The organism is Klebsiella sp. A52 (genome assembly GCF_018388785.1).
In the GTDB taxonomy this organism is placed as follows: Bacteria; Pseudomonadota; Gammaproteobacteria; order Enterobacterales; family Enterobacteriaceae; genus Klebsiella; species Klebsiella aerogenes.
This window is the reverse complement of the sequence record NZ_CP074437.1, coordinates 4,643,957-4,669,828: the sequence shown is the minus strand read 5'-3', so window position 1 is coordinate 4,669,828 and position 25,872 is coordinate 4,643,957. Positions and strand designations below refer to the sequence as shown.

General features: G+C 55.6%; 19 protein-coding genes and 1 pseudogene. 17 read left to right on the top strand and 3 right to left on the bottom strand.

Annotation, left to right across the window (positions count from 1 at the left end; translation table 11 throughout):
- The first annotated feature begins 16 nt into the window (after positions 1-16).
- The 10 genes from cmk to KGA69_RS22080 all read left to right on the top strand — a co-directional run bounded on the left by cmk (position 17) and on the right by KGA69_RS22080 (position 11,477).
- Positions 17-700: a (d)CMP kinase gene (gene cmk / locus KGA69_RS22125; RefSeq protein WP_045395738.1), complete on the top strand. Its 684-nt coding sequence runs from the start codon at positions 17-19 to the stop codon at positions 698-700.
- 137 nt (positions 701-837) lie between these two features.
- Positions 838-2,511 carry a 30S ribosomal protein S1 gene (gene rpsA / locus KGA69_RS22120; protein ID WP_015367470.1) on the top strand — a complete coding sequence of 558 codons (1,674 nt, stop codon included), beginning with the start codon at positions 838-840 and terminating at the stop codon, positions 2,509-2,511.
- 150 nt (positions 2,512-2,661) lie between these two features.
- A complete protein-coding gene (gene ihfB, locus KGA69_RS22115) occupies positions 2,662-2,949 on the top strand; it encodes an integration host factor subunit beta (RefSeq protein WP_004100704.1) in 288 nt (95 codons plus the stop codon).
- A gap of 205 nt (positions 2,950-3,154) precedes the next feature.
- Positions 3,155-5,419, top strand: a complete 2,265-nt coding sequence (locus tag KGA69_RS22110; RefSeq protein ID WP_213292664.1) for a ComEC family protein — start codon at positions 3,155-3,157, stop codon at positions 5,417-5,419.
- A 36-nt stretch (positions 5,420-5,455) separates the two neighbouring features.
- Positions 5,456-7,204, top strand: coding sequence for a lipid A ABC transporter ATP-binding protein/permease MsbA (gene msbA / locus KGA69_RS22105; RefSeq protein WP_032707692.1), 1,749 nt, complete (start codon positions 5,456-5,458; stop codon positions 7,202-7,204).
- Entirely contained in the window at positions 7,201-8,181 is a 981-nt protein-coding gene (gene lpxK / locus KGA69_RS22100) for a tetraacyldisaccharide 4'-kinase (protein ID WP_213292663.1), read from the top strand. The genes msbA and lpxK overlap by 4 nt, the downstream gene beginning before the upstream one ends.
- Before the next feature lie 54 nt (positions 8,182-8,235).
- The gene (locus tag KGA69_RS22095) at positions 8,236-9,465 is read left to right on the top strand and encodes a winged helix-turn-helix domain-containing protein (RefSeq protein WP_213292662.1); all 1,230 of its coding nucleotides are present in this window, start codon (positions 8,236-8,238) and stop codon (positions 9,463-9,465) included.
- A 62-nt stretch (positions 9,466-9,527) separates the two neighbouring features.
- Positions 9,528-9,710 (top strand): protein YcaR, encoded by a 183-nt coding sequence (gene ycaR / locus KGA69_RS22090; protein WP_042892909.1) that lies wholly within the window; start codon positions 9,528-9,530, stop codon positions 9,708-9,710.
- Entirely contained in the window at positions 9,707-10,453 is a 747-nt protein-coding gene (kdsB, locus tag KGA69_RS22085) for a 3-deoxy-manno-octulosonate cytidylyltransferase (RefSeq protein WP_213292661.1), read from the top strand. Before ycaR ends, kdsB begins: the two co-directional genes overlap by 4 nt.
- Positions 10,454-10,583: 130 nt before the next feature.
- Complete coding sequence (locus tag KGA69_RS22080) at positions 10,584-11,477, top strand: YcbJ family phosphotransferase (protein ID WP_045395760.1); 894 nt, start codon at positions 10,584-10,586, stop codon at positions 11,475-11,477.
- On the opposite strand, the gene elyC is transcribed toward KGA69_RS22080, so the two are convergent.
- Positions 11,454-12,233, bottom strand: coding sequence for an envelope biogenesis factor ElyC (gene elyC, locus KGA69_RS22075; RefSeq protein WP_047077864.1), 780 nt, complete (start codon positions 12,231-12,233; stop codon positions 11,454-11,456). The genes KGA69_RS22080 and elyC overlap by 24 nt on opposite strands.
- 121 nt (positions 12,234-12,354) lie before the next feature.
- Between elyC and cmoM the strand changes: the two are divergent.
- The 7 genes and pseudogenes from cmoM (at position 12,355) to KGA69_RS22040 (ending at position 23,107) form a co-directional block, all read left to right on the top strand.
- Positions 12,355-13,159: pseudogene (cmoM, locus tag KGA69_RS22070) on the top strand (tRNA uridine 5-oxyacetic acid(34) methyltransferase CmoM).
- Positions 13,156-14,478 carry a chromosome partition protein MukF gene (gene mukF / locus KGA69_RS22065; RefSeq protein WP_015367460.1) on the top strand — a complete coding sequence of 441 codons (1,323 nt, stop codon included), beginning with the start codon at positions 13,156-13,158 and terminating at the stop codon, positions 14,476-14,478. Before cmoM ends, mukF begins: the two are co-directional and overlap by 4 nt.
- A complete protein-coding gene (mukE, locus tag KGA69_RS22060; protein ID WP_015367459.1) occupies positions 14,459-15,163 on the top strand; it encodes a chromosome partition protein MukE in 705 nt (234 codons plus the stop codon). The genes mukF and mukE overlap by 20 nt, the downstream gene beginning before the upstream one ends.
- Positions 15,163-19,611 carry a chromosome partition protein MukB gene (gene mukB, locus KGA69_RS22055; protein ID WP_047045610.1) on the top strand — a complete coding sequence of 1,483 codons (4,449 nt, stop codon included), beginning with the start codon at positions 15,163-15,165 and terminating at the stop codon, positions 19,609-19,611. Before mukE ends, mukB begins: the two co-directional genes overlap by 1 nt.
- A 184-nt stretch (positions 19,612-19,795) precedes the next feature.
- Positions 19,796-21,592, top strand: a complete 1,797-nt coding sequence (ldtD, locus tag KGA69_RS22050) for a L,D-transpeptidase (RefSeq protein ID WP_063447559.1) — start codon at positions 19,796-19,798, stop codon at positions 21,590-21,592.
- A 302-nt stretch (positions 21,593-21,894) separates the two neighbouring features.
- Positions 21,895-22,446, top strand: coding sequence for a YcbK family protein (locus KGA69_RS22045; protein ID WP_015367456.1), 552 nt, complete (start codon positions 21,895-21,897; stop codon positions 22,444-22,446).
- Between the two features lie 13 nt (positions 22,447-22,459).
- On the top strand, positions 22,460-23,107 hold the full coding sequence (locus KGA69_RS22040; RefSeq protein ID WP_015367455.1) for an MBL fold metallo-hydrolase: 648 nt from the start codon (positions 22,460-22,462) through the stop codon (positions 23,105-23,107).
- A 67-nt stretch (positions 23,108-23,174) separates the two neighbouring features.
- Here the strand turns inward: KGA69_RS22040 and KGA69_RS22035 are convergent, their stop codons facing one another.
- Entirely contained in the window at positions 23,175-24,365 is a 1,191-nt protein-coding gene (locus KGA69_RS22035) for an amino acid aminotransferase (protein ID WP_213292659.1), read from the bottom strand.
- Positions 24,366-24,551: 186 nt separating this feature from the next.
- On the bottom strand, positions 24,552-25,631 hold the full coding sequence (ompK35, locus tag KGA69_RS22030) for a porin OmpK35 (protein WP_045395704.1): 1,080 nt from the start codon (positions 25,629-25,631) through the stop codon (positions 24,552-24,554).
- Between the last annotated feature and the right edge of the window lie 241 nt (positions 25,632-25,872).

Sequence of the window (25,872 nt, the reverse complement as noted above, 5' to 3'; positions counted from 1 at the left end):
CTAAAGGAGAATAAAGATGACGGCAAATGTTCCGGTAATCACCATTGATGGACCTGGCGGTGCGGGTAAGGGCACGTTGTGCAAGGCAATGGCGGAAGCGCTTGGCTGGCATCTGTTGGATTCCGGCGCTATCTATCGCGTTTTGGCGCTGGCGGCCTTACATCATCATGTTGACGTCGAGTCAGAAGAGGCGCTGGTTCCGCTGGCCGCTCATCTCGATGTACGTTTTATTTCTGCTGACGGCAACCTGGAAGTGGTGCTGGAAGGTGAGGATGTGAGTGCGGAGATCCGCACCCAGGAAGTGGCCAATACCGCCTCGAAAGTCGCTGCCTTCCCGCGCGTTCGCGAAGCGCTGCTGCGCCGTCAACGCGCCTTTCGCGAGCAGCCCGGCCTGATTGCCGACGGCCGCGATATGGGCACCGTCGTTTTCCCTGATGCGCCGGTTAAAATTTTCCTCGATGCGTCGGCGGAAGAACGCGCGCAGCGCCGCCTGCTACAGTTGCAGGAAAAGGGTTTTAGTGTTAACTTTGAACGTCTTTTGTCCGAGATAAAAGAGCGTGACGATCGCGATCGTAATCGTGCCGTGGCGCCGCTTGTCCCGGCCGCTGATGCATTAGTTCTCGATTCAACTGAACTAAGCATTGAGCAAGTAATTGAAAAAGCGCTACAATATGCGCGCGAAAAACTGGCTATCGCTTAACCGTTAAGCGGCAAAGCGTTGCGAGCCTCCGAATTATAGCAGTACCCCCGCAGCAACGGAGTGTTAGCGGGTATGTTAAACAACCCCATCCGGCACGGAGCCAGGTGGACGTTAAATATGAAACCTGAAGATTAAACATGACTGAATCTTTTGCTCAACTATTTGAAGAATCCTTAAAAGAAATCGAAACCCGCCCGGGTTCCATCGTTCGTGGTGTTGTTGTTGCTATCGACAAAGATATCGTACTGGTTGACGCTGGTCTGAAATCTGAGTCCGCCATCCCGGCTGAGCAGTTCAAAAACGCCCAGGGCGAGCTGGAAATCCAGGTTGGTGACGAAGTTGACGTTGCTCTGGATGCAGTAGAAGACGGCTTCGGTGAAACCCTGCTGTCCCGTGAGAAAGCTAAACGTCACGAAGCTTGGATCACGCTGGAAAAAGCTTACGAAGACGCTGAAACTGTAGTCGGTGTTATCAACGGCAAAGTTAAAGGTGGCTTCACTGTTGAGCTGAATGGTATTCGTGCGTTCCTGCCGGGCTCCCTGGTAGACGTTCGTCCGGTGCGCGACACGCTGCACCTGGAAGGCAAAGAGCTTGAATTCAAAGTCATCAAGCTGGACCAGAAACGTAACAACGTCGTTGTTTCTCGTCGTGCCGTTATCGAATCCGAAAACAGCGCAGAGCGCGATCAGCTGCTGGAAAACCTGCAGGAAGGCATGGAAGTCAAAGGTATCGTTAAGAACCTCACTGACTACGGTGCATTCGTTGATCTGGGCGGCGTTGACGGCCTGCTGCACATCACCGATATGGCCTGGAAACGCGTTAAGCATCCGAGCGAAATCGTAAACGTTGGCGACGAAATCACTGTTAAAGTGCTGAAGTTCGACCGCGAGCGTACCCGTGTATCTCTGGGCCTGAAACAGCTGGGCGAAGATCCGTGGGTAGCTATCGCTAAGCGTTATCCGGAAGGTACCAAACTGACCGGTCGCGTGACCAACCTGACCGACTACGGCTGCTTCGTTGAAATCGAAGAAGGCGTTGAAGGCCTGGTTCACGTTTCCGAAATGGATTGGACCAACAAAAACATCCACCCGTCCAAAGTTGTTAACGTTGGCGATGTAGTGGAAGTTATGGTTCTGGATATCGACGAAGAACGTCGTCGTATCTCCCTGGGTCTGAAGCAGTGCAAATCTAACCCATGGCAGCAGTTCGCGGAAACCCACAACAAGGGCGACCGTGTTGAAGGTAAAATCAAGTCTATCACTGACTTCGGTATCTTCATCGGCCTGGACGGCGGCATCGACGGCCTGGTTCACCTGTCTGACATCTCCTGGAACGTTGCAGGCGAAGAAGCAGTTCGTGAATACAAAAAAGGCGACGAAATCGCTGCAGTTGTACTGCAGGTTGACGCAGAACGTGAGCGTATCTCCCTGGGCGTTAAACAGCTGGCGGAAGATCCGTTCAACAACTACGTTGCTCTGAACAAGAAAGGCGCTATCGTAACCGGTAAAGTAACTGCAGTTGACGCTAAAGGCGCAACCGTAGAACTGGCTGACGGCGTTGAAGGTTACCTGCGTGCTTCTGAAGCATCCCGTGACCGCGTTGAAGATGCAACTCTGGTTCTGAGCGTTGGCGACGAAGTTGAAGCTAAATTCACCGGCGTTGATCGTAAAAACCGCGCAATCAGCCTGTCTGTTCGTGCGAAAGACGAAGCTGACGAGAAAGATGCAATCGCAACTGTTAACAAACAGGAAGATGCAAACTTCTCTAACAACGCAATGGCTGAAGCTTTCAAAGCAGCTAAAGGCGAGTAATCTTAGTTATTCAGGCCACAACGGTCTGAATAATGACGAGTTTACTTGACAGATTGCAGGATTCGTCCTGTAATCAAGCACAAAGGGCGGCTACGGCCGCCCTTGTTTAAGCTGTAAGCTAACTTTGCCTTGAAGGAAACCGGAGGAAAAATGACCAAGTCAGAATTGATAGAAAGACTTGCCAGCCAGCAATCTCATATCCCGGCGAAAGCGGTGGAAGATGCTGTTAAAGAAATGCTGGAGCATATGGCCTCAACGCTTGCTCAAGGTGAGCGCATTGAAATCCGCGGTTTCGGCAGCTTCTCTCTGCACTATCGAGCACCTCGCACCGGGCGTAACCCGAAGACTGGCGATAAAGTGGAACTGGAAGGTAAATACGTTCCTCACTTTAAGCCCGGGAAAGAACTACGCGACCGCGCCAATATTTACGAAGAGTAAGTTTTTCCGCATCAGGCAAAGACTTACTTAATAAAAAAGCACCTGAGGGTGCTTTTTTTATGTCTGTTTTTCGCGTCCGCTCGCAAAACTTTTGTTACCCGATAGCAAGCGCCAACATTTCCCGGATAGCGCGACGCAACTCCATTCTTTTATGCATGATCACGGCGGCGAATTGTCTGACACTCCCCGATAACAGGGAGGTGTTATGCGATTACCACATCTGGCAGGCTGCGCCATAATCGGAATTTCGCCGCTGCTTTGGCTACCGGCGCTACCGAATATGCTAAGCGTCTGGTGCTTGATTGGCGCTGCGCTAATCATTGCCACGCTGCGCAAACCTTGCACAACGTATGCCGCATTGACGTTGCTATTTTTCGTATGGGGAATATTACATGCCCGGCAAGCGCTGTGGCCCACTGAGCATATTCCCGGTCACAACCGACAGGCCATTATTGAGCTGGTAGGCGGTGATGGCCTGACGAGCTGGCAAGGTAAGATAATTCGTCTTGAGGGTCGGCGTTTACATCCTGCGGTTGGGATTACCCTCTACGGCAGCGAACTGCCTGAAGCAGGCTGCGTTGGGCAGCGCTGGATGATGACCATCCGCGCTCGTCCGGTACATGGGCAGTTAAATGAGGGCGGCTTCGATAGCCAGCGCTACGCTCTTGCACAGCATCGCCCGCTTAGCGGACGTTTTCTAAATGCCTCATCGCTTGATTCACGTTGTAGCTCCCGGGCTCGCTATCTGGCCTCGTTAAACCGCGCACTCGCTGAGTATCCATGGAAAACGGTGATGCTGGGGCTGGGAATGGGGGAGCGCCTGGCAGTTGCGGATGAGATAAAAAGATTAATGCAGGAGACGGGAACGTCCCATTTAATGGCTATCTCCGGTCTGCATATTGCGCTGGGGGCATCGCTTGGCTGGTTGCTGGTTCGCGGAATACAGTTCTTTCTTCCGTGCCGCTGGATAGGCTGGCGGATACCGCTGCTTGTCGGGTTAGGCTGTGCGCTGTTTTACGCCTGGCTTACCGGCATGCAACCCCCGGCGCTACGTACCTGTGCGGCCTTAACCGCAGGATGTCTGTTGCGGCTACAGGCCAGGCGCTGGTCGCCCTGGCAAATATTTTGCTGTTGTATTGCGGCAATACTGCTGGCCGATCCACTGGCGATAATTTCAGAAAGCCTGTGGTTATCGGTCTTTGCGGTTGCTGCGTTGATTTTCTGGTATCAGCTTGCGCCGCTTCGCCCTTACCGCTGTCATTCACCGTGGCGGCACCTGCTGGCGCTGAGCCACCTGCAGTGTGGCCTGATGCTATTATTGGCGCCGCTGCAGATAGCCCTGTTCCATGGTATTAGTCTGACATCACTGATAGCGAACCTGATTGCCGTTCCGCTGGTGACATTTCTAATAGTCCCGCTGATTTTAGCGGCCATGCTACTGCATCTCAGCGGTCCGGCATTGCTTGAAATGGCGTTATGGCAACTCGCCGATCGGTTGCTGGCAATCTTATTCTGGTTCTTACGCCATTTGCCTGCGGGATGGGTATCGCTTGACGAACGCTGGCTGGCGGTCAGTTTACTGCCGTGGCTGGCGCTTCTGGTATGGCGTTTTCAGGCCTGGCGTCAGATGCCGTTACTCTGTATTAGCGGCGTGGCGCTACTCAGTTGGCCTTTCTGGCGCGCCGCCTCACCGGGCGAGTGGCGGGTGACGATGCTGGATGTCGGACAAGGGCTGGCGGTGGTCATCGAGCGTCAGGGCGCGGCAATTTTGTACGATACCGGCCCGGCCTGGCCGGGAGGCGATAGCGGCGAGCGGCTTATCGTACCCTGGCTACGCTGGCGCGGTCTTCATCCGGAAGGCATAATATTGAGCCACGAACATCTTGATCATCGCGGTGGCCTGAATGCGATTATTCAGGCGTGGCCCAATCTCGTTATTCGTAGTCCGCTTAAAGCGCGCGGGCATCTACCCTGTCGCAGAGGGGAAACCTGGCGCTGGCGAGGGCTCCGATTTCAGGCGCTTTGGCCATTGCCTGCGGGTGAGCATAAAGGGAACAATGGTTCCTGTGTGGTTAGGGTCGATGACGGCAAGCGTAGCGTTTTACTTACCGGCGATATCGAAATCCCGGCCGAACAGCAGATGATAAGCCATTACTGGCAGCATCTTATGTCTACACTTATTCAGGTTCCGCACCACGGCAGCAACACTTCATCCGGCGTGACATTGTTGCAGCGGGTAGGGGGAGAGGCGGCTATCGCCTCGGCAGCGCGATACAATGCATGGAAGATGCCTTCCCAAAAAGTCGCGCAGCGCTATCGTGAGCAGGGATATCGGTGGTTTGATACGCCGCACTCGGGGCAAATAACGATTATTTTTTCTCCAGAAGGTTGGCAAATCCATAGCTTACGAGATCAACTTTTACCGCGTTGGTATCATCAGTGGTTTGGCGGGGACGCGCAGAACGGGTAGAATATGCGGCTATTTCAACATAAGCTGGTTTATTGAATGCAGAACGATAAAGATCTCTCCACGTGGCAGACCTTCCGCCGACTTTGGCCGATGATAGCGCCGTTTAAAGCCGGGCTAATCGTAGCGGCCGTGGCGTTGGTGCTTAACGCGGCAAGTGATACCTTCATGTTATCGCTTCTTAAACCGTTATTGGATGATGGTTTTGGTAAAACGGATCGCTCAGTGCTGTTATGGATGCCGCTGGTGGTGATCGGTTTGATGGTGCTGCGTGGCATCAGTAGCTATATCTCGAGCTACTGTATCTCCTGGGTTTCCGGCAAAGTGGTGATGACCATGCGTCGCCGCCTGTTCGGTCATATGATGGGCATGCCTGTCGCTTTCTTCGACAAACAGTCCACCGGGACATTGCTGTCGCGTATCACCTACGACTCCGAACAGGTCGCTTCATCTTCCTCCAGCGCGTTGATAACCGTAGTGCGTGAAGGGGCCTCAATTATCGGCCTGTTCGCCATGATGTTCTATTACAGCTGGCAATTGTCGCTAATTCTTATCGTGCTTGCGCCTATTGTCTCTGTGGCGATTCGGGTGGTTTCGAAGCGTTTTCGTAATATCAGTAAGAATATGCAGAACACCATGGGGCAGGTGACCACCAGCGCGGAACAGATGCTCAAAGGGCATAAAGAAGTGCTGATGTTCGGCGGTCAGGCGGTTGAAACCAAGCGTTTTGACAAAGTCAGTAATAAGATGCGCCTGCAGGGCATGAAAATGGTCTCCGCGTCCTCCATCTCCGACCCGGTCATTCAACTGATTGCCTCTCTGGCGCTGGCCTTTGTGCTCTACGCGGCGAGCTTCCCAAGCGTCATGGAAACGCTGACCGCCGGTACCATTACCGTGGTCTTTTCTTCGATGATCGCGCTGATGCGCCCGCTGAAATCCCTGACTAACGTCAACGCGCAGTTCCAGCGCGGTATGGCCGCATGTCAGACGCTTTTCTCCATTCTGGATTCCGAGCAGGAGAAAGATGAAGGCACTCGCGTGATTGAGCGCGCCAAAGGTAACCTGGAGTTCCACAACGTCACCTTTAGCTATCCTGGCCGCGAAGTTGCCGCGCTGCGTAACATCAATCTGAGTATCCCGGAAGGGAAAACCGTTGCGCTGGTAGGGCGTTCAGGCTCAGGTAAATCCACCATCGCCAGCCTGATTACCCGGTTCTACGACGTTGACGAGGGGCAGATTCTGCTGGATGGCCACGATTTACGCGAGTACAAACTGAGCTCCCTGCGCGATCAGGTGGCGCTGGTTTCGCAGAACGTGCACCTGTTCAATGATACCGTCGCCAATAACATCGCCTATGCGCGTACCGAAGAGTACACCCGCGAGCAAATTGAAGAAGCGGCGCGTATGGCCTATGCGATGGACTTTATCAACAAGATGGATAATGGACTGGATACGATTATCGGCGAGAATGGCGTGATGCTCTCCGGTGGTCAACGTCAGCGTATCGCTATTGCGCGTGCGCTGCTGCGCAATAGCCCTATCCTGATCCTCGATGAAGCCACCTCGGCGCTGGATACCGAGTCGGAACGCGCAATTCAAGCGGCGCTGGATGAACTGCAGAAAAACCGCACCTCGCTGGTTATCGCCCACCGTCTGTCGACTATTGAACAGGCTGACGAAATCGTGGTGGTAGAAGATGGTCGCATCGTTGAACGCGGCAGCCATCTGGATCTGCTGGAACATAAAGGCGTTTACGCGCAGTTACACAAGATGCAATTCGGTCAATGATAGCGCGCATCTGGTCCGGCGAATCGCCGCTATGGCGGCTATTGCTGCCGCTTTCCTGGCTGTATGGCCTGGTGAGCGCTTTTATCCGCCTCAGCTATAAACTGGGGTGGAAAAAAGCCTGGCGCGCGCCGGTGCCGGTGGTCGTGGTCGGTAATCTGACCGCCGGCGGCAACGGTAAAACGCCGGTGGTGGTTTGGCTGGTGGAACAACTGCAGCAGCGGGGCATACGCGTCGGCGTGGTATCTCGCGGCTACGGCGGCAAAGCCGACCGCTATCCGCTGCTGCTGGATAATGTCACCAGTACAGCGCAGGCGGGCGATGAACCGGTGTTAATTCATCAGCGTACCGGCGCGCCGGTGGCGGTTGCGCCACTGCGTAGCGAGGCGGTAAAAGCCTTATTAGCCGCTCACGATTTACAAATTATCGTCACCGATGATGGTCTTCAGCATTATAAGCTGGCGCGGGATAGAGAAATCGTTGTGATTGACGGCGTACGCCGCTTTGGCAATGGTTGGTGGTTGCCGGCCGGGCCGATGCGCGAGCGCGCATCCCGTTTGCAAAGCGTCGATGCCGTTATCGTCAACGGCGGCGTCGCACGTCCGGGGGAAATCCCGATGCAGTTGCGTCCCGGCATGGCGGTGAACCTGCTTACCGGCGAGCGTCGCGACGTTGCGACCCTCGACAACGTAGTGGCGATGGCCGGCATTGGCCATCCGCCGCGCTTTTTCGCGACGCTTGAAAGCTGCGGCGTGCATCCGGTGAAAACCGTGGCGCTGGCGGATCATCAGGCACTTAGTCAAAGCGCGGTCGCTGTACTGGCAAGCTCGCAGCAGACGCTGCTAATGACCGAAAAAGACGCGGTTAAATGCCGTGAATTTGCCGCCGCTAACTGGTGGTATCTACCGGTTGACGCCATAATGACCGATGAACGCGCACAGCGGTTGCTCGCGGACTTAGTGACGCTGGCGCAACGTTAACCTGCGTGCTGGTTTTGCTCGCCGCTGTGCTTGAATCCCCTACGGAGAACCTGCATGTCGGTATTGCAATTGTCGCTAAAAGAGGCTCGCCATCTTCATCTCGCGGCGCAAGGGCTACTGAAAAAGCCCCGGCGTCGCGCTCGCCAGACTGACATCCTTTCCACTATTCAGCAGATGTCGCTGCTGCAAATCGATACGATCAACGTGGTCGCCCGTAGCCCTTATCTGGTGCTGTTTAGTCGTCTTGGCAGTTATCCTCAGCACTGGTTGGATGATTCTCTGCGTAGCGGCGAGCTGATGGAGTACTGGGCGCATGAGGCCTGTTTTTTGCCGCGTAGCGATTTCGCCCTCGTGCGCCACCGGATGTTGAATCCTGACAAGATGGGTTGGAAATACCATAAAGAGTGGATGCACGAACACGCCGCCAGCATAGAAGAGTTGCTGGCGCATATCGCGCAAAATGGCCCGGTTCGCTCAGCGGATTTCTCCCATCCGCGTAAAGGAGCCAGCGGCTGGTGGGAATGGAAACCGCATAAACGTCATCTTGAAGGGTTGTTCACCGCCGGCAAACTGATGGTCGTTGAGCGGCGTAACTTTCATCGCGTCTATGATTTAACCCATCGGGCGATGCCGCACTGGGATGACGAGCGCGACGCGCTCTCCCGCCAGGAGGCCGAGTCTATTATGCTGCGTAACAGCGCGCGCAGCCTGGGCGTTTTTCGTCCGCAGTGGCTGGCCGATTATTATCGTCTACGCCAGCCAGCATTACCGGCGCTGCTGAAGGGCTGGCAGGATGAGGGGCTGGTGGTGCCGGTTATGGTTGAAGAACTGGGTGAAATGTGGCTGCATCGCGATCTGCAAGCGTCGCTGGAATCGGCATCCGGCGGTAAGTTAACCGCCAGCCACAGCGCCGTGCTCTCGCCGTTTGACCCGGTGGTGTGGGACCGTAAACGGGCCGAGCAGTTATTCAACTTCAGCTATCGACTGGAATGTTATACCCCTGCGCCGAAACGGCAATACGGCTACTTTGTGCTACCGTTGCTGCATCAGGGAAAACTGGTTGGCAGGATGGACAGCAAGTTGCACCGAAAGGACGGCATGCTTGAGATCTTTTCGCTGTGGCTGGAAGAGGGCGTGAAAGTGACCGCCGGGCTGGAAAGCGGACTCCAGCGGGCAATTAACGATTTTGCGCGCTGGCAAGGTGCAGAAGAGGTTGTGCTGCGCCAGCTACCCGCGACGCTATTTGCTAACCAGCGGCAAGGTTGGGGCGTTGAAGCCGCGTGATACGCCGGCTACCATCCTGTGATATGCTGCTGATAAATCTATTCGGTCCATCAGGAGGAATCATGGATCACCGTTTACTTGAAATTATCGCCTGCCCGGTTTGTAACGGTAAGCTGTATTACAGTCAGGATAAGCAAGAGCTTATCTGCAAAGCCGATAGTCTGGCCTTCCCGCTGCGCGAAGGGATCCCGGTACTACTTGAAAACGAAGCGCGCTCACTCGCGGTAGAAGAGAGCCAGCCATGAGTTTCGTCGTCATTATCCCTGCCCGATTTGCCTCCACGCGTCTGCCGGGGAAACCTCTGCAGGATATCAACGGTAAACCGATGATCGTCCACGTGCTGGAGCGCGCCCGCGAATCTGGCGCGGATCGCATTATCGTCGCCACCGATCATGAAGATGTCGCGCGTGCGGTTGAAGCCGCGGGCGGCGAGGTTTGCATGACCCGCGCAGACCATCAATCCGGCACCGAGCGTCTGGCGGAAGTCGTTGAAAAATGCGCTTTCAGCGATGACACCATCATCGTCAATATTCAGGGTGATGAACCGATGATCCCGTCGGCGATCGTGCGCCAGGTGGCGGAAAACCTCGCGGTCAGCACCAGCGGGATGGCAACGCTGGCGGTGCCTATCCACGATGCCGAAGAAGCGTTTAACCCGAATGCGGTCAAAGTGGTCATGGATGCCGACGGCTACGCGCTCTATTTCTCACGAGCGACGATTCCGTGGGATCGCGATCGCTTTGCAAAATCGCGTGAGCAAATTGGCGATTCCCTGCTGCGCCATATTGGTATTTACGGCTACCGCGCTGGTTTTATTCGCCGCTACGTCAGCTGGGCGCCAAGCCCGCTCGAACAAATTGAGATGCTCGAACAGCTGCGCGTATTGTGGTATGGCGAAAAAATTCACGTTGCGGTGGCGGAAGTGGTTCCTGGCACTGGCGTGGATACCCCGGAAGATCTGGAACGCGTCCGCGCCGAACTGCGTTAATTCTTGCCGTCCCCTTCGCCTGGAGGGGACATATTTCTGCCGCTAATTAGCCCATTTTTGATCTTATCCGCTGACAAGTCGCCCCCAGACGCTCATTATGAAAACAGTAGTCTTCATGAGGGTATCTATGATGGAACAGTTGCGAGCCGAACTGAGCCACCTGCTTGGCGAGAAGCTAAGCCGCGTGGAATGCGTTAGCGAGAAACCCTCGTCAGCGCTGTGGTCGCTGTATGATGCGCAGGGAAACCCGATGCCGCTGTTGGCGAAAAGCTTCACTACGCCGGGCGTGGCGCGCCAGCTGGCGTGGAAAATCTCAATGCTTGCCCGTAGCGGCACCGTTCGTATGCCGGTGGTGTACGGCGTCATGACACATGAAGAGCATCCGGGGCCTGACGTATTGCTGATTGAACGGTTACGCGGCGTTTCAGTAGAAGCGCCGGCGCGCACGCCCGAGCGGTGGGAGCAACTGCAGGATCAGATTGTCGAAGGATTACTGGCATGGCACCGCCACGACAGCGGCGGCTGTGTGGGAATGGTCGATAGCACCCAGGAAAACGTCTGGCCGCACTGGTATCGCCAGCGGGTAGAAATGCTGTGGAGCACGCTTAACCTCTATCATGACACCGGGCTGACAATGCAGGATAAGCGCATTTTATTCCGCAGTCGTGAAAGCCTGCCGCAATTGTTTAGTGATTTCAACGACAACTGCGTGCTGGTCCATGGCTGCTTTACGCTACGTAGCATGCTCAAAGACGCGCGCACCGATCAGCTGTTGGCGATGGTCGGGCCGGGGATGATGCTGTGGGCGCCGCGCGAGTATGAATTGTTCCGCCTCGCCGACGGCGGGTTAGGGGAGCAGCTGCTATGGCGTTATTTGCAGCGGGCGCCGGTCGCGGAGTCTTTCGTCTGGCGGCGCTGGTTATATCAGTTATGGGATGAAGTCGAAAGCCTGGTAAATACCGGGCGCTTCGATCGCGCCCGTTTCTCATTTGCCGCGAAATCAATCCTGCCCTGGATCGCCTGACGCTCCCTTTAGCCACTGCCAGCCCCGCCCCAGAGTCTCGTAAATCGCGCGTTCGCTGTGCATCAGCCAATACGGTGACGGCAGCGCGCGCTCCCAGGGGTTAAGCGCCGACTCTACCGCCAGCTGGTTGGCTGGCGCCGGTAACGGATTTAGCCCTGCATGGCGGAAAAATATCATCGCTCGCGGCAAGTGCGAGGCTGAGGTCACCAGCAGGAATGGCGCGCCGCCGATGGTTTTTTTGACTTCAGCCGCTTCCTGTTCGGTATCTTTTGGTCGGTCAAGGACGATAATGGCGCTGCGCGGTACGCCGAGGCTCTCGGCGACGCGCGCCCCCGCCTCGGCGGTGCTGACCGGATTGGTTTTGGCCGCCGCGCCGGTAAAAATCATTTTCGCGCCAGGGTTTTCCCGCCACAGGCGGATCCCTTCTGCCAGCCGCGGCAGACTGTTGTTGATCAGGTTGGAGCTCGGTGCCCACTGCGGGTTCCAGGTATAGCCGCCGCCCAGCACCACGACATACTCAACGGATTTGCCGCCGCGCCAGGTCGGGTAGCTTTTTTCTATCGGTTTTAATAACCCATCAGCCACCGGCTGCAGGCTTAATAGCGCCAGCAACAGCCAGCTTAAGGTGACCACCGTCTTGCCGGTTTTTTGAAAACGGCTGCGCCACAGCAGGGCGATGCCGACCGCCATCAGCAATAACAGCAGAGGAAGCGGCAACAGCATACCGCCAAAAACCTTTTTCAGCGTAAAAAGCATCCCGGATGGTTCCTTTTTTAACCATATAAGCAAAGTTCTGCGTGGATCTTATAACAGATCGCTTCATTATCGCCGTGGGTATGACAAAATAGCGGTTTTGTGTTGGCTTGTGGAGTCGTCCGTGCAGGATCGCAATTTTGATGACATCGCTGAAAAGTTTTCGCGCAATATTTATGGCACCACCAAGGGCCAACTGCGTCAGGCGATCCTTTGGCAGGATCTGGAACCGCTGCTTAAGCAGATGGGGCCAGGACCGTTGCGGGTGCTTGATGCCGGCGGCGGCGAAGGGCAAACGGCGATCCGCGTCGCGGAATTAGGCAATCACGTCACGCTATGCGATCTTTCCGCCGAAATGGTGGCTCGCGCTCAGCAGGCCGCCCGCGATAAAGGTGTGATCGACAACATGCATTTTGTACAATGCGCGGCGCAGGATATTGCTCAGCATTTGGAAAGCCCCGTCGATCTGATACTGTTTCATGCGGTGCTTGAGTGGGTCGCGGAACCGCAGGAAATGTTGCGCACGCTGTGGTCGGTGTTGCGCCCGGGCGGCGCGCTGTCGTTAATGTTCTACAATGCTAACGGCCTGCTGATGCACAATATGGTCGCCGGAAACTTCGACTACGTACAAATCGGCATGCCGAAAAAGAAAAAACGCACGCTGTCGCCGGATTATCCGCGCGATCCGCAGCAGGTTTACGGCTGGCTGGAAGATCTCGGTTGGCAGATAACCGGTAAAACCGGCGTGCGGGTGTTTCATGATTATCTGCGTGAGAAACGTAAACAGCATGACAGTTTTGCGGTGCTGCTGGAGCTGGAAACGCGCTACTGTCGTCAGGAGCCGTATATCAGCCTGGGCCGCTATATTCATGTCACTGCGCTTAAGAAAGATCCAGGCGCACAGCCGCAGATGCAAGGATAAACTATGAGTGAATTTTCCCAGACAGTCCCCGAACTGGTTGCCTGGGCCAGGAAAAATGATTTTTCCATCTCGCTGCCGGTCGACAGACTCTCTTTTCTGCTGGCTGTCGCCACGCTGAACGGCGAGCGGCTGGAAGGGGAAATGACCGAGGGAGAACTGGTGGACGCGTTCCGCCACGTTAGTGATGCGTTTGAGCAGACCAGCGAAACCATCAGCCAGCGCGCCAATAACGCCATCAACGATATGGTGCGCCAGCGTCTGCTGAACCGCTTTACCAGCGAAATAACGGAAGGGAATGCTATCTATCGCCTGACGCCGTTAGGTATCGGCATTACCGATTACTACATTCGCCAGCGTGAATTTTCCACCCTGCGTTTGTCGATGCAGCTGTCGATTGTGGCCGGCGAACTGAAGCGGGCTGCAGATTCCGCGGATGAGGGTGGCGATGAATTCCACTGGCATCGCAACGTTTTTGCGCCGCTGAAATATTCGGTGGCGGAAATCTTCGATAGTATCGATCTGACTCAACGCATCATGGATGAGCAGCAGCAGCAGGTGAAAGACGATATCGCCCAACTGCTGAACAAAGACTGGCGCGCGGCGATTTCTAGCTGCGAACTGCTGCTGTCCGAAACCTCCGGCACCCTGCGCGAATTGCAGGATACCCTGGATGCGGCGGGCGATAAGCTGCAGGCCAACCTGTTGCGTATCCAGGACGCTACCATCGCGCGCGACGATCTGCATTTTGTCGACCGTCTGGTGTTCGACCTGCAAAGCAAGCTCGACCGTATCGTCAGCTGGGGCCAACAGGCTATCGACCTGTGGATCGGTTACGATCGTCACGTACATAAATTTATCCGTACCGCCATCGATATGGATAAAAACCGCGTTTTCGCCCAGCGTTTGCGTCAGTCGGTGCAGACCTACTTCGATGCTCCGTGGGCGCTGACCTACGCCAGCGCCGATCGCTTGCTGGATATGCGCGATGAAGAGATGGCGTTGCGCGATGAAGAAGTCACCGGCGAGCTGCCGGCAGACCTCGAATTCGAAGAGTTCAACGAAATTCGCGAGCAGCTGGCCGCGCTGATTGAAGCGCAGCTGGCGGTCTACAAAGAGAAAGGTATGCCGCTGGATCTCGGCCTGGTGGCGCGAGAGTTCCTGGCGCAATATCCGCGTGCGCGCCATTTTGACGTCGCGCGAATCGTCGTTGACCAGGCGGTACAGCTGGGCGTCGCCCAGGCAGATTTCACCGGACTGCCGGCAAAATGGCAGCCGATTAATGATTACGGAGCCAAGGTACAGGCGCATGTCATTGACAAATATTGAACAAGTGATGCCAGCTAAGCTGGCGCAGGCGTTGGCCAATCCGTTATTTCCGGCGCTGGATAGCGCCCTGCGCGCAGGTCGTCACATTGGCCTGGATGAGCTGGATAATCACGCATTTTTGATGGATTTTCAGGATTACCTGGAAGAGTTTTATGCGCGCTACAACGTTGAGCTGATCCGCGCGCCGGAGGGGTTCTTCTACCTGCGCCCGCGCTCTACGACGTTGATTCCGCGCTCGGTATTATCAGAGCTGGATATGATGGTCGGCAAAATTCTTTGCTACCTCTACCTCAGCCCCGAACGTCTGGCTAATGAAGGCATCTTCACCCAGCAGGAGCTCTACGATGAACTCCTGACGCTGGCGGACGAAAGCAAATTGCTGAAGCTGGTGAACAACCGTTCCACCGGCTCCGACCTCGACCGCCAGAAGCTGCAGGAAAAAATGCGCGCGTCCCTCAACCGCCTGCGTCGCCTCGGCATGGTGTGGTTTATGGGCCACGACAGCAGTAAATTCCGCATCACCGAATCGGTGTTCCGCTTTGGCGCTGACGTGCGCGTCGGCGACGATCCGCGCGAAGCGCAGCTGCGCATGATCCGCGACGGCGAAGCAATGGCGCTGGAGAATCACCTGCAGCTCAATGACGAGAATGAAGAGAATCAGCCGGATAGCGGGGAGGAAGAATAATGATTGAACGCGGTAAGTTTCGCTCGCTGACGCTGGTTAACTGGAACGGTTTTTTTGCCCGGACCTTCGATCTTGATGAGCTGGTAACGACGCTCTCCGGGGGTAACGGCGCCGGTAAATCGACAACCATGGCGGCTTTCGTCACGGCGCTGATCCCCGATTTAACCCTGCTGCACTTCCGTAACACCACCGAAGCGGGCGCCACCAGCGGTTCGCGCGATAAAGGCCTGCACGGTAAACTGCGTGCCGGCGTCTGTTACTCGGTGCTCGACGTGATCAACTCGCGCCACCAGCGCGTGGTTGTCGGCGTACGTCTGCAGCAGGTTGCCGGGCGCGATCGTAAAGTCGATATTAAGCCATTTGCCATCCAGGGATTGCCAACCTCGATCCAGCCGACCCAACTGTTGACCGAAACGCTCAACGAGCGCCAGGCGCGCGTCGTGAGCCTCAACGAGCTGAAAGACAAGCTCGACGCGATGGAAGGGGTGCAGTTCAAACAGTTCAACTCGATCACCGAATATCACTCGCTGATGTTTGATTTGGGCGTGGTGGCCCGTCGTCTGCGCTCTGCATCCGATCGTAGCAAATACTACCGCCTGATTGAGGCCTCGCTGTACGGCGGGATCTCCAGCACCATTACCCGCTCGCTGCGCGATTACCTGCTGCCGGAAAACAGCGGCGTGCGTAAGGCGTTCCAGGATATGGAAGCGGCGCTGCGTGAAAACCGTATGACCCTGGAAGCGATTCGCGTAACTCAGTCCGATCGCGATCTGTTTAAGCACCTTATCAGCGAAGCCACCAACTACGTGGCGGCGGACTACATGCGCCACGCCAACGAGCGGCGAATCCATCTGGATAAAGCGCTGGAGTACCGTCGCGAGCTCTTTACCTCGCGTTCGCAGCTGGCGGCAGAGCAGTACAAACATGTCGATATGGCGCGCGAGCTGCAGGAACACAACGGCGCAGAAGGCGATCTGGAAGCTGATTATCAGGCCGCCAGCGATCACCTGAACCTGGTACAAACCGCGCTGCGTCAGCAGGAAAAAATCGAGCGCTACGAGGCGGATCTCGACGAACTGCAGATTCGTTTGGAAGAGCAAAATGAAGTGGTGGCGGAAGCCGCCGACCAGCAGGAAGAGAACGAAGCTCGCGCCGAGGCCGCCGAACTGGAAGTGGATGAGCTGAAAAGCCAGCTCGCCGATTACCAGCAGGCGCTCGACGTGCAGCAGACTCGCGCCATTCAGTACAATCAGGCGCTTCAGGCGCTGGAACGCGCGCGTGCGCTGTGTCACCTGCCGGATTTAACCGCCGACAGCGCCGACGAATGGCTGGAAACTTTCCAGGCGAAAGAGCTGGAAGCGACGGAAAAAATGCTGTCGCTGGAACAAAAAATGAGCGTGGCGCAAACCGCGCACAGCCAGTTTGAACAAGCGTATCAGTTGGTTGCGGCGATCAACGGCCCGCTGGCGCGTAATGAAGCCTGGGATGTGGCGCGTGAATTACTACGCGATGGCGTCAACCAGCGTCATCTGGCTGAGCAGGCTCATGGGTTGCGTAGCCGTCTCAACGAGCTGGAGCAGCGCCTGCGTGAACAACAGGACGCCGAGCGCCAACTGGCCGAGTTCTGTAAGCGCCAGGGCAAACGCTACGATATCGACGATTTGGAAACGCTGCATCAGGAGCTGGAAGCGCGTATCGCTTCGTTAGCCGACAGCGTTTCTAACGCTCAGGAACAGCGCATGGCTCTGCGTCAGGAACTGGAGCAGCTGCAGTCGCGTACCCAGACGCTGATGCGCCGGGCGCCGATTTGGCTGGCGGCGCAAAATAGCCTCAACCAGCTGTGCGAGCAGAGCGGCGAGCAGTTTGAATCAAGCCAGGACGTTACCGAGTACCTGCAGCAGCTGCTGGAGCGCGAGCGCGAAGCAATCGTTGAGCGCGATGAAGTCGGCGCCCGCAAGCGCGCCATCGACGAAGAAATCGAGCGTCTCAGCCAGCCGGGCGGTTCTGAAGACCCGCGTCTGAACGCGCTGGCGGAGCGCTTTGGCGGCGTGCTGTTGTCGGAAATCTACGACGACGTTAGCCTCGAAGATGCCCCGTACTTCTCCGCGCTGTATGGCCCATCGCGCCATGCGATCGTGGTTCCGGATCTGTCGCAAGTGGCGGAGCAGCTCGAAGGGCTGGAAGATTGCCCGGAAGACCTGTATCTGATCGAAGGCGATCCGCAGTCCTTCGATGACAGCGTTTTCAGCGTCGATGAGCTGGAAAAAGCGGTGGTCGTGAAAATTGCCGACCGCCAGTGGCGCTATTCGCGTTTTCCGACGCTGCCGCTGTTTGGCCGCGCCGCGCGTGAAAACCGCATCGAAACGCTGCACGCCGAGCGTGAAAGCCTCTCCGAGCGTTTTGCTACGCTGTCGTTTGACGTGCAGAAAACGCAGCGCCTGCATCAGGCCTTTAGCCGCTTCATCGGTAGCCATTTGGCGGTTGCCTTTGATGACGACCCGGAAGAAGAGATCCGCAAACTCAATAGCCGCCGCGGCGAACTGGAGCGCGCGCTGAATGCGCATGAAAGTGATAACCAGCAGAACCGCGTCCAGTATGAGCAGGCGAAAGAGGGCGTGTCGGCGCTTAACCGCCTGCTGCCGCGCCTGAATCTGCTGGCCGATGAGACGCTGGCCGATCGCGTAGATGAAATTCAGGAGCGTCTGGATGAAGCGCAGGAAGCGGCGCGCTTTATCCAGCAGCATGGCAATCAGCTGGCGAAACTGGAACCGATTGTCTCGGTACTGCAGAGCGACCCGGAACAGTTCGAACAGCTGAAAGAAGACTACGCCTATTCGCAGCAAATCCAGCGCGATGCGCGCCAGCAGGCTTTCGCGCTGGCGGAAGTCGTGCAGCGCCGCGCTCACTTCAGCTACTCTGACTCGGCGGAGATGCTCAGCGGCAACAGCGATCTTAACGAGAAGCTGCGCCAGCGCCTGCAACAAGCTGAATCCGAGCGTAGCCGCGCTCGCGAAGCGATGCGTAGCCACGTTGCGCAGTTGAACCAGTACAACCAGGTGCTGGCGTCGCTGAAAAGTTCGTATGACACCAAGAAAGAGCTGCTCAACGATCTGTATAAAGAGCTGCAGGATATCGGCGTGCGTGCCGATGCCGGCGCGGAAGAGCGCGCGCGCGCGCGTCGTGATGAGCTGCATATGCAGCTGAGCAACAACCGCTCCCGCCGTAATCAGCTGGAGAAAGCGTTGACCTTCTGCGAAGCGGAGATGGACAACCTGACCCGCAAACTGCGCAAGCTGGAGCGCGATTACTGCGAAATGCGCGAGCAGGTGGTGAGCGCTAAAGCGGGCTGGTGCGCGGTGATGCGTCTGGTGAAAGACAACGGCGTGGAACGTCGTCTGCACCGCCGCGAGCTGGCCTATCTCTCCGCCGACGAACTGCGTTCGATGTCGGATAAGGCGCTGGGCGCGCTGCGTCTGGCGGTCGCTGATAACGAGCACCTGCGCGACGTCCTGCGTATTTCGGAAGATCCGAAACGTCCGGAGCGCAAAATTCAGTTCTTCGTTGCCGTTTATCAGCATCTGCGCGAGCGTATCCGCCAGGATATTATTCGCACCGATGATCCGGTAGAAGCGATCGAGCAGATGGAAATCGAGCTCAGTCGTCTGACCGAAGAGCTGACCAACCGCGAGCAGAAGCTGGCGATCAGCTCACGCAGCGTGGCGAATATCATTCGCAAGACCATTCAGCGTGAGCAGAACCGTATTCGCATGCTCAACCAGGGGCTGCAGAGCGTATCGTTTGGTCAGGTCAACAGCGTGCGTCTGAACGTCAACGTGCGTGAAACCCACTCGACGCTGCTTGATGTCCTCTCCGAACAGCATGAGCAGCATCAGGATCTGTTTAACAGTAATCGCCTGACCTTCTCGGAAGCGCTAGCGAAACTTTATCAGCGCCTGAATCCGCAGATTGATATGGGGCAACGTACGCCGCAAACCATCGGCGAGGAGCTGCTCGACTACCGCAACTATCTGGAGATGGAAGTGGAAGTTAACCGTGGTTCCGACGGCTGGCTGCGCGCGGAGTCCGGCGCGCTGTCAACCGGTGAAGCGATCGGTACCGGGATGTCGATTCTGGTGATGGTGGTGCAGAGCTGGGAAGATGAATCCCGTCGTCTGCGCGGTAAGGATATCTCGCCTTGCCGTCTGCTGTTCCTCGATGAAGCAGCGCGTCTTGATGCTCGCTCTATCGCCACGCTGTTCGAACTGTGCGAACGTCTGGAGATGCAGCTGATTATCGCAGCGCCTGAAAATATCAGCCCGGAAAAAGGCACAACTTATAAACTGGTGCGTAAAGTGTTTAATAATCACGAACACGTACACGTTGTCGGCCTGCGCGGTTTTGCCGCGCCGGTGCCGGAAGCGCTGCCTGGAACCGCTGACGCCTCCTGAAAGGGTGCCGATTAATAGGAAAAAGGGTGACAATTTGTCGCCCTTTTTGTTTTTCTGTACAGTACGCTAACAAGGTATAGTCTTTAAACTTCTTTACATTTGGTAAGGCAAAAGCGTTTTCGCCTTTATATACTGAGAATAAGCCCCATTAGGCGGGCAGCAATGTGTTAACAGGGGGCAAGGGATGTTGCTAAAGAAACGGTATGGTCGACAATTGTCGGTGCTCAGCCTGAGCCTGGCTTTTGCATTTGCTCCGCTGTTCAATGTCCAGGCCGCAGAGCCTGAAGTTATACCCACAGATAGTTCCGCGACGGTGGGCGATCTGTCGTCGGCATTAGCCCAAAGCGACGGCCAGTCCGCAGCGGTCGCGCAAATGGCCGGCGAGAAGCCGCTGGCGGCGGATGCGGTGGCGAAAAGCCGTGCTGAAATCGAGGCCTTACTGCCGTCTGGTTATCATCCGGTTTATATCAATCCGCTGGTAGCGCTGTACGCTGCCCGCGACATGAAACCCATGTGGGAGAACCGCGAAGCGGTACAGGCCTTCCAGCAGCAGCTGGCGGAGGTCGCTATCGCTGGCTTCCAGCCGCAGTTCACCACCTGGGTGAGCCTACTGACTGATCCGTCAGTCAGCGGCCTGGCCCGCGATGTCGTGCTCTCCGACGCCATGATGGGGTATCTGCATTTTATTAGCGGTATTCCGATGCAGGGGAACCGTTGGCTGTACGGCTCAACACCTTACAAAATGACGACGCCGCCGCTCTCGGTCATCAACCAGTGGCAGCTGGCGCTGGATAACGGTTCGTTAGCGCAATTTATTGCCGGACTGGCGCCGCAACATTCACAATATGAAGCAATGCATCAGGCGCTGCTGACGCTGGTGGCGGATAATCGTCCGTGGCCGCAACTGACCAGCAACGCCTCGCTACGTCCGGGAGAGTGGAGCAACGATATTGGCGCGCTGCGTGAAATCCTGCAGCGTACCGGCATGCTGGATGATTCGGCGAAAATCGCCCTCCCGGGCGATGTGGTAAGCCCATCGGCGAAACCGAAATCGAAAACAAAACCTGCCGCGCGTGGCGTGTACGATCGCCAACTGGTCGAGGGCGTTAAACGCTTTCAGGCCTGGCAGGGGCTGGGCGCTGACGGCGTCATCGGCCAGTCTACCCGCGACTGGCTGAACGTCTCTTCGGCGCAGCGTGCCGGGGTGCTGGCGCTGAATATCCAGCGTCTGCGTTTGCTACCGAGTAAATTGTCCACCGGTATCATGGTCAATATTCCGGCGTTCTCGCTGGTCTACTATCAGGACGGCAGTCAGGTGCTGGCATCGCGGGTCATTGTCGGTCGTCCGGATCGTAAAACGCCGATGATGAGCAGCGCGTTGAACAACGTGGTGGTCAACCCGCCGTGGAACGTGCCGCCGACGCTGGCGCGCAAAGATATCCTGCCGAAGGTGCGCAACAATCCAGGCTATCTGGAACAGCATGGTTATACGTTGATGCGCGGCTGGAACAGCAAAGAAGCTATCGATCCGTATGGTGTCGATTGGTCTACCATCACCGAGAAGAATCTACCGTTCCGTTTCCAGCAGGCGCCGGGCGCGCGCAACTCGCTGGGGCGGTATAAGTTCAATATGCCAAGCTCGGATGCTATTTATCTCCACGATACGCCGAACCACAATCTGTTCCAGAAAGATGTTCGCGCGTTGAGCTCGGGCTGCGTTCGCGTCAATAAAGCATCTGAACTGGCGAATATGCTATTGCAGGATGCGGGCTGGAATGATTCACGCATTTCCGACGCGCTGAAGCAGGGGGATACGCGCTACGTCAATATTCGGCAAAATATTCCGGTTAATTTATATTATTTGACCGCCTTTGTTGGCGCTGATGGACGTACACAATATCGAACAGATATTTACAATTACGATCTCACCGCGCGATCCAGCGCACAAATTCTGCCAAAAGCGGAACAATTAATCAGGTAAATGAAGTAGTTCTGCGAAAAATGTTGTCCTAGCACTGAACGAAATCGGGCCATGGTCGTCTACAAGGCCCGTATTTCCTGGGGTGAGGCTGCCTTGACGTTGGCAATAATGCCCGGTAAGGTGCCTTTCGTGCGCCAGAAGTGCATATACATATAATCCGCAAAAATGTATTGCGGCGGTCAGTACGAAAACGCTCTCCTGCTGAGCTTTATTAGCGGTAAGGGAGCGTTAGCGCGTCGTCAGCCAAATACGTTGTAGCGGAATAGTATATTACGATTCATTTACCTGTAGACCTGATTATCATGGACAAATTTGACGCTAATCGCCGCAGATTGCTGGCGTTGGGTGGCGCTGCCCTCGGTGCTGCCGCCATTCTCCCTGCGCCGGCATTTGCCACCCTCTCGACCCCCCGACCGCGTATTTTGACGCTGAATAACCTGCACACCGGTGAATCACTCAAGGCGGAGTTTTTCGATGGTAGAGGCTATATTCAGGATGAATTAGCAAGACTTAACCATTTTTTCCGTGATTTCCGCGCGAATAAAATTAAGTCTATTGACCCAGGATTATTCGATCAGCTTTATCGCCTACAGGGACTACTCGGCACCAATAAGCCTGTCCAGCTCATCTCCGGTTATCGCTCCGTCGATACCAACGATGAACTTCGCGCACGAAGCCGTGGTGTAGCGAAACATAGCTATCACACCAAAGGCCAGGCGATGGATTTCCACATTGAAGGCGTTGCCTTAAGCAATATTCGCAAAGCGGCGTTATCTATGCGCTCAGGTGGTGTAGGATACTACCCACGTAGCAACTTTGTGCATATTGATACCGGTCCGGTACGGCACTGGTAACGAAAGGAGCATCATGAACTATCGTATTATTCCGGTCACGGCGTTCGCCCAGAACTGTTCTTTAATTTGGTGTGAACAAACCCGGCTTGCCGCTCTGGTCGATCCTGGCGGCGATGCCGAGCGCATCAAGGAAGAAGTCGCGGCGGCAGGCGTCAGCCTGATGCAGATCCTGTTGACGCATGGTCACCTGGATCACGTCGGCGCGGCAGCCGAGCTGGCGCAACATTACGGTGTGCCAATTATTGGACCGGAAAAAGAAGATGAGTTCTGGCTGGAAGGATTGCCGGCGCAAAGCCGCATGTTCGGGCTGGATGAATGTCAGCCTTTGCAGCCGGACCGCTGGCTGAATGAAGGGGATGTGGTAACCGTCGGCAATATCGCTTTGCAGGTATTGCACTGTCCTGGCCATACCCCGGGGCACGTGGTTTTCTTTGACGATGCCTCGCGTCTGCTGATTTCCGGCGATGTGATTTTCAAAGGAGGAGTAGGACGCAGCGACTTCCCGCGAGGCGACCACGGCCAGTTGATTGATGCGATTAAACGTAAACTGTTGCCTTTGGGCGACGACGTGACGTTTATCCCCGGTCATGGCCCGTTATCGACGCTGGGATATGAGCGCCTGCATAATCCGTTCCTGCAGGATGAAATGCCGGTCTGGTAATGCCTGACCTTAAGCAAGTAAAAAAGGCCGCGTTTGCGGCCTTTTTCTTATGCGTCAGGGCTGAGAATTACAGCACCGCGACGATGGCTTCGCACAGCGGCGCCATATTATCAGGCGTCATGCCGGCAACGTTGATACGCCCGGACGCGACCGCATAAATAGCGAACTCTTCACGCAGACGCAGCACCTGCTCTTTGGTCAGGCCGCTAAACGAGAACATCCCATTCTGTTTGGTGATAAAGGTAAAGTCGCGGCTGGCGCCTTTTTCCTGCAGAGTATTCACAAATAGTAAGCGCATGCGCTGAATACGCTGGCGCATATCGGTGAGTTCTTGTTCCCAGATGGCGCGCAGCGCGTCGTTGCTGAGAATCGTCGCCACCACCGAGGCGCCGTGCGCCGGCGGGTTTGAGTAGTTGGCGCGGATAACCGCTTTCATCTGGCTGAACGCGCGATCGACGGTGTCCTGATCGGCGGCAACCAGCGTACAGGCGCCAACGCGCTCGTTATACAGGCCGAAGTTTTTCGAGTAAGAGCTGGCGACCAGTAGCTCTTTATGCAGCGCGGCAAACGCGCGCAGGCCTTCAGCGTCTTCTTCCAGACCGCGGGCGAAGCCCTGGTAGGCGAAGTCAAACAGCGGCAGCCAGCCTTTTTCGGCGGACATTTGCGCCAGCTGTTGCCACTGTTCCAGCGTTGGATCGATGCCGGTTGGGTTGTGGCAGCAGCCGTGGAACAGCACAACGTCGCCCGCCTGCGCTTCGTTCAGGCTGGCCAGCAGACCGTCGAAATCAAGCTGGTGGTTAGCGGCATCGTAGTAAGCGTATTCACGCACTTCCAGCCCGGCAGCGCCGAAAACGCTTTTATGGTTCGGCCAGCTTGGGTTGCTTACCCATACCCGTTTAACGTCGGTGTTTTTGGCAAGGAAATCAGCCGCTACGCGCAGGCCGCCGGTGCCGCCTGGGGTTTGGGCGGTACGGGCGCGCTTATCGCCGATAATTGCGCTTCCTTTACCGAACAGCAGCTCCTGAGTGCAACGACCAAACTCCGGAATACCATCAATACCGAGGTAGTTTTTGGTGGTTTCATTTTCCAGCAGATATTGCTCGGCTTTTTTTACGCTGGTCAGAACAGGCGTTTTACCTGTCTCATCTTTGTAAACACCAATTCCGAGGTTAATTTTGCCTGGGCGGTCATCGGCACGAAACAGATCGGCCAGGCCCAGAATAGGGTCGGCAGGGGCGGCTGTAATGTTCTCAAACATGACGAGGTTCCATTGTGATTACTGAGGGAAATCCGCTATCAGGGTAACGGTAGATTTACAAATTGCCAACCGTTTGCGACAAAAAGCGAGAAGGTTTTTGCAAGTTACGATCTTCGTCTTAGTAACGCAGAAAAGCAGGACCGAAGTCCTGCTTTTTAGGCATATCACGAAGGGGTGTACTACAGATTAGAACTGGTAAACGATACCAACCGCAGCCTGGTCGTCGGTGGCAACGCCTGCTTCACGAGTATAGGAGTTGTCGTCCAGCTGGTTGAACTTGTACGCCGCGTACACGTTCATGTTTTTGTTGAAGTAGTACCAGGTACCCAGTTCAATGTATTTAACCAGGTCCGCATCGCCGCCGCCGAAGCCGCCGCGAGCCTGCAGATTTTTACCTTTAGTCTGCACGTAGCCGAGGGACGGACGCAGACCGAAATCGAACTGATACTGAACCACAGCTTCGAAGTTCTGAGTTTTGCCCGCGAAGTAGTTATCTTCTTCCGGGGTCATGTTGTAAGTCTGGGAGTACATAACAGCGGCGTAGATGTTGTTAGCATCGTACTTAGCAGAGGTTGCCCATGCTTCAGCTTTGTTACCGTTGCCGTCGCGCTTCTGGTCAACGCTACGGTTGGAGTTAGCGTAACCTGCGGACAGCGCGATACCGTTATCAAACGCGTAGGTTGCCGCGGTGCTGAAGCCGTCGCCATTCTGTTTACGAACAACGCGGTCGTGATCGTTTTTACCCTGGTACTGCAGCGCGAAGCTCAGACCGTCCACCAGACCGAAGAAGTCTGAGTTACGGTAGGTGGCCACGCCGTTGGTACGGCCGGTCATGTAGTTATCGGTGTAGTTCCAGCCGTCGCCGCCCCACTCAACCAGCATATCGGTTGCGGATTCGACGTCGTAGATGGCGCCGTAGTTACGGCCATAGTCGAATGAACCATATTCGCCCGCTTTCAGACCGGCGAAGGCCAGACGGGTTTTAGTGGTCTGGGAACCTTCAACGTTGGACGCATCCATGTTGTATTCCCACTGGCCGTAACCGATCAACTGGTCGTTGATTTGGGTTTCGCCTTTCAGGCCGATACGGGCATAGGTGGTGTCGTCGCTGCTGGTGTCACCATTGGTGGTCCAGACATGTTCGCCAACCATTTTTCCGTAGAAATCCAGCTTGTTACCATTTTTGTTATAGATTTCCGCAGCGTTGGCCGCACCGGCTACCAGCAGGGCAGGGATCACCACTGCCAGAATATTGCGCTTCATCATTATTTATTACCCTCATTAATATTTTTTATATGACACTTGCCACCGCCGCCAATAAATTCCGTCAATGAAAATTTACAGAACTATTGAAGATAGTTTGGTGTCTGAAGGCATCTTTCCATCGGTGGTGCCGTTTCGCTAGCCGGAAAATGCTACCAATATCGTAAAGTAGTAACAAAAAGAAAAAACATGTAACCAAATATTTATTTTTGGGAACTTTGTGAACTCAATCAAAATTCCGTTC

Coding starts and splice junctions, on each gene's coding strand:
- cmk (WP_045395738.1), top strand. CDS start 17: ATGACGGCAAATGTTCCGGTAATCACCATTGATGGACCTGGCGGTGCG.
- rpsA (WP_015367470.1), top strand. CDS start 838: ATGACTGAATCTTTTGCTCAACTATTTGAAGAATCCTTAAAAGAAATC.
- ihfB (WP_004100704.1), top strand. CDS start 2,662: ATGACCAAGTCAGAATTGATAGAAAGACTTGCCAGCCAGCAATCTCAT.
- KGA69_RS22110 (WP_213292664.1), top strand. CDS start 3,155: ATGCGATTACCACATCTGGCAGGCTGCGCCATAATCGGAATTTCGCCG.
- msbA (WP_032707692.1), top strand. CDS start 5,456: ATGCAGAACGATAAAGATCTCTCCACGTGGCAGACCTTCCGCCGACTT.
- lpxK (WP_213292663.1), top strand. CDS start 7,201: ATGATAGCGCGCATCTGGTCCGGCGAATCGCCGCTATGGCGGCTATTG.
- KGA69_RS22095 (WP_213292662.1), top strand. CDS start 8,236: ATGTCGGTATTGCAATTGTCGCTAAAAGAGGCTCGCCATCTTCATCTC.
- ycaR (WP_042892909.1), top strand. CDS start 9,528: ATGGATCACCGTTTACTTGAAATTATCGCCTGCCCGGTTTGTAACGGT.
- kdsB (WP_213292661.1), top strand. CDS start 9,707: ATGAGTTTCGTCGTCATTATCCCTGCCCGATTTGCCTCCACGCGTCTG.
- KGA69_RS22080 (WP_045395760.1), top strand. CDS start 10,584: ATGGAACAGTTGCGAGCCGAACTGAGCCACCTGCTTGGCGAGAAGCTA.
- elyC (WP_047077864.1), bottom strand. CDS start 12,233: ATGCTTTTTACGCTGAAAAAGGTTTTTGGCGGTATGCTGTTGCCGCTT.
- mukF (WP_015367460.1), top strand. CDS start 13,156: ATGAGTGAATTTTCCCAGACAGTCCCCGAACTGGTTGCCTGGGCCAGG.
- mukE (WP_015367459.1), top strand. CDS start 14,459: ATGTCATTGACAAATATTGAACAAGTGATGCCAGCTAAGCTGGCGCAG.
- mukB (WP_047045610.1), top strand. CDS start 15,163: ATGATTGAACGCGGTAAGTTTCGCTCGCTGACGCTGGTTAACTGGAAC.
- ldtD (WP_063447559.1), top strand. CDS start 19,796: ATGTTGCTAAAGAAACGGTATGGTCGACAATTGTCGGTGCTCAGCCTG.
- KGA69_RS22045 (WP_015367456.1), top strand. CDS start 21,895: ATGGACAAATTTGACGCTAATCGCCGCAGATTGCTGGCGTTGGGTGGC.
- KGA69_RS22040 (WP_015367455.1), top strand. CDS start 22,460: ATGAACTATCGTATTATTCCGGTCACGGCGTTCGCCCAGAACTGTTCT.
- KGA69_RS22035 (WP_213292659.1), bottom strand. CDS start 24,365: ATGTTTGAGAACATTACAGCCGCCCCTGCCGACCCTATTCTGGGCCTG.
- ompK35 (WP_045395704.1), bottom strand. CDS start 25,631: ATGATGAAGCGCAATATTCTGGCAGTGGTGATCCCTGCCCTGCTGGTA.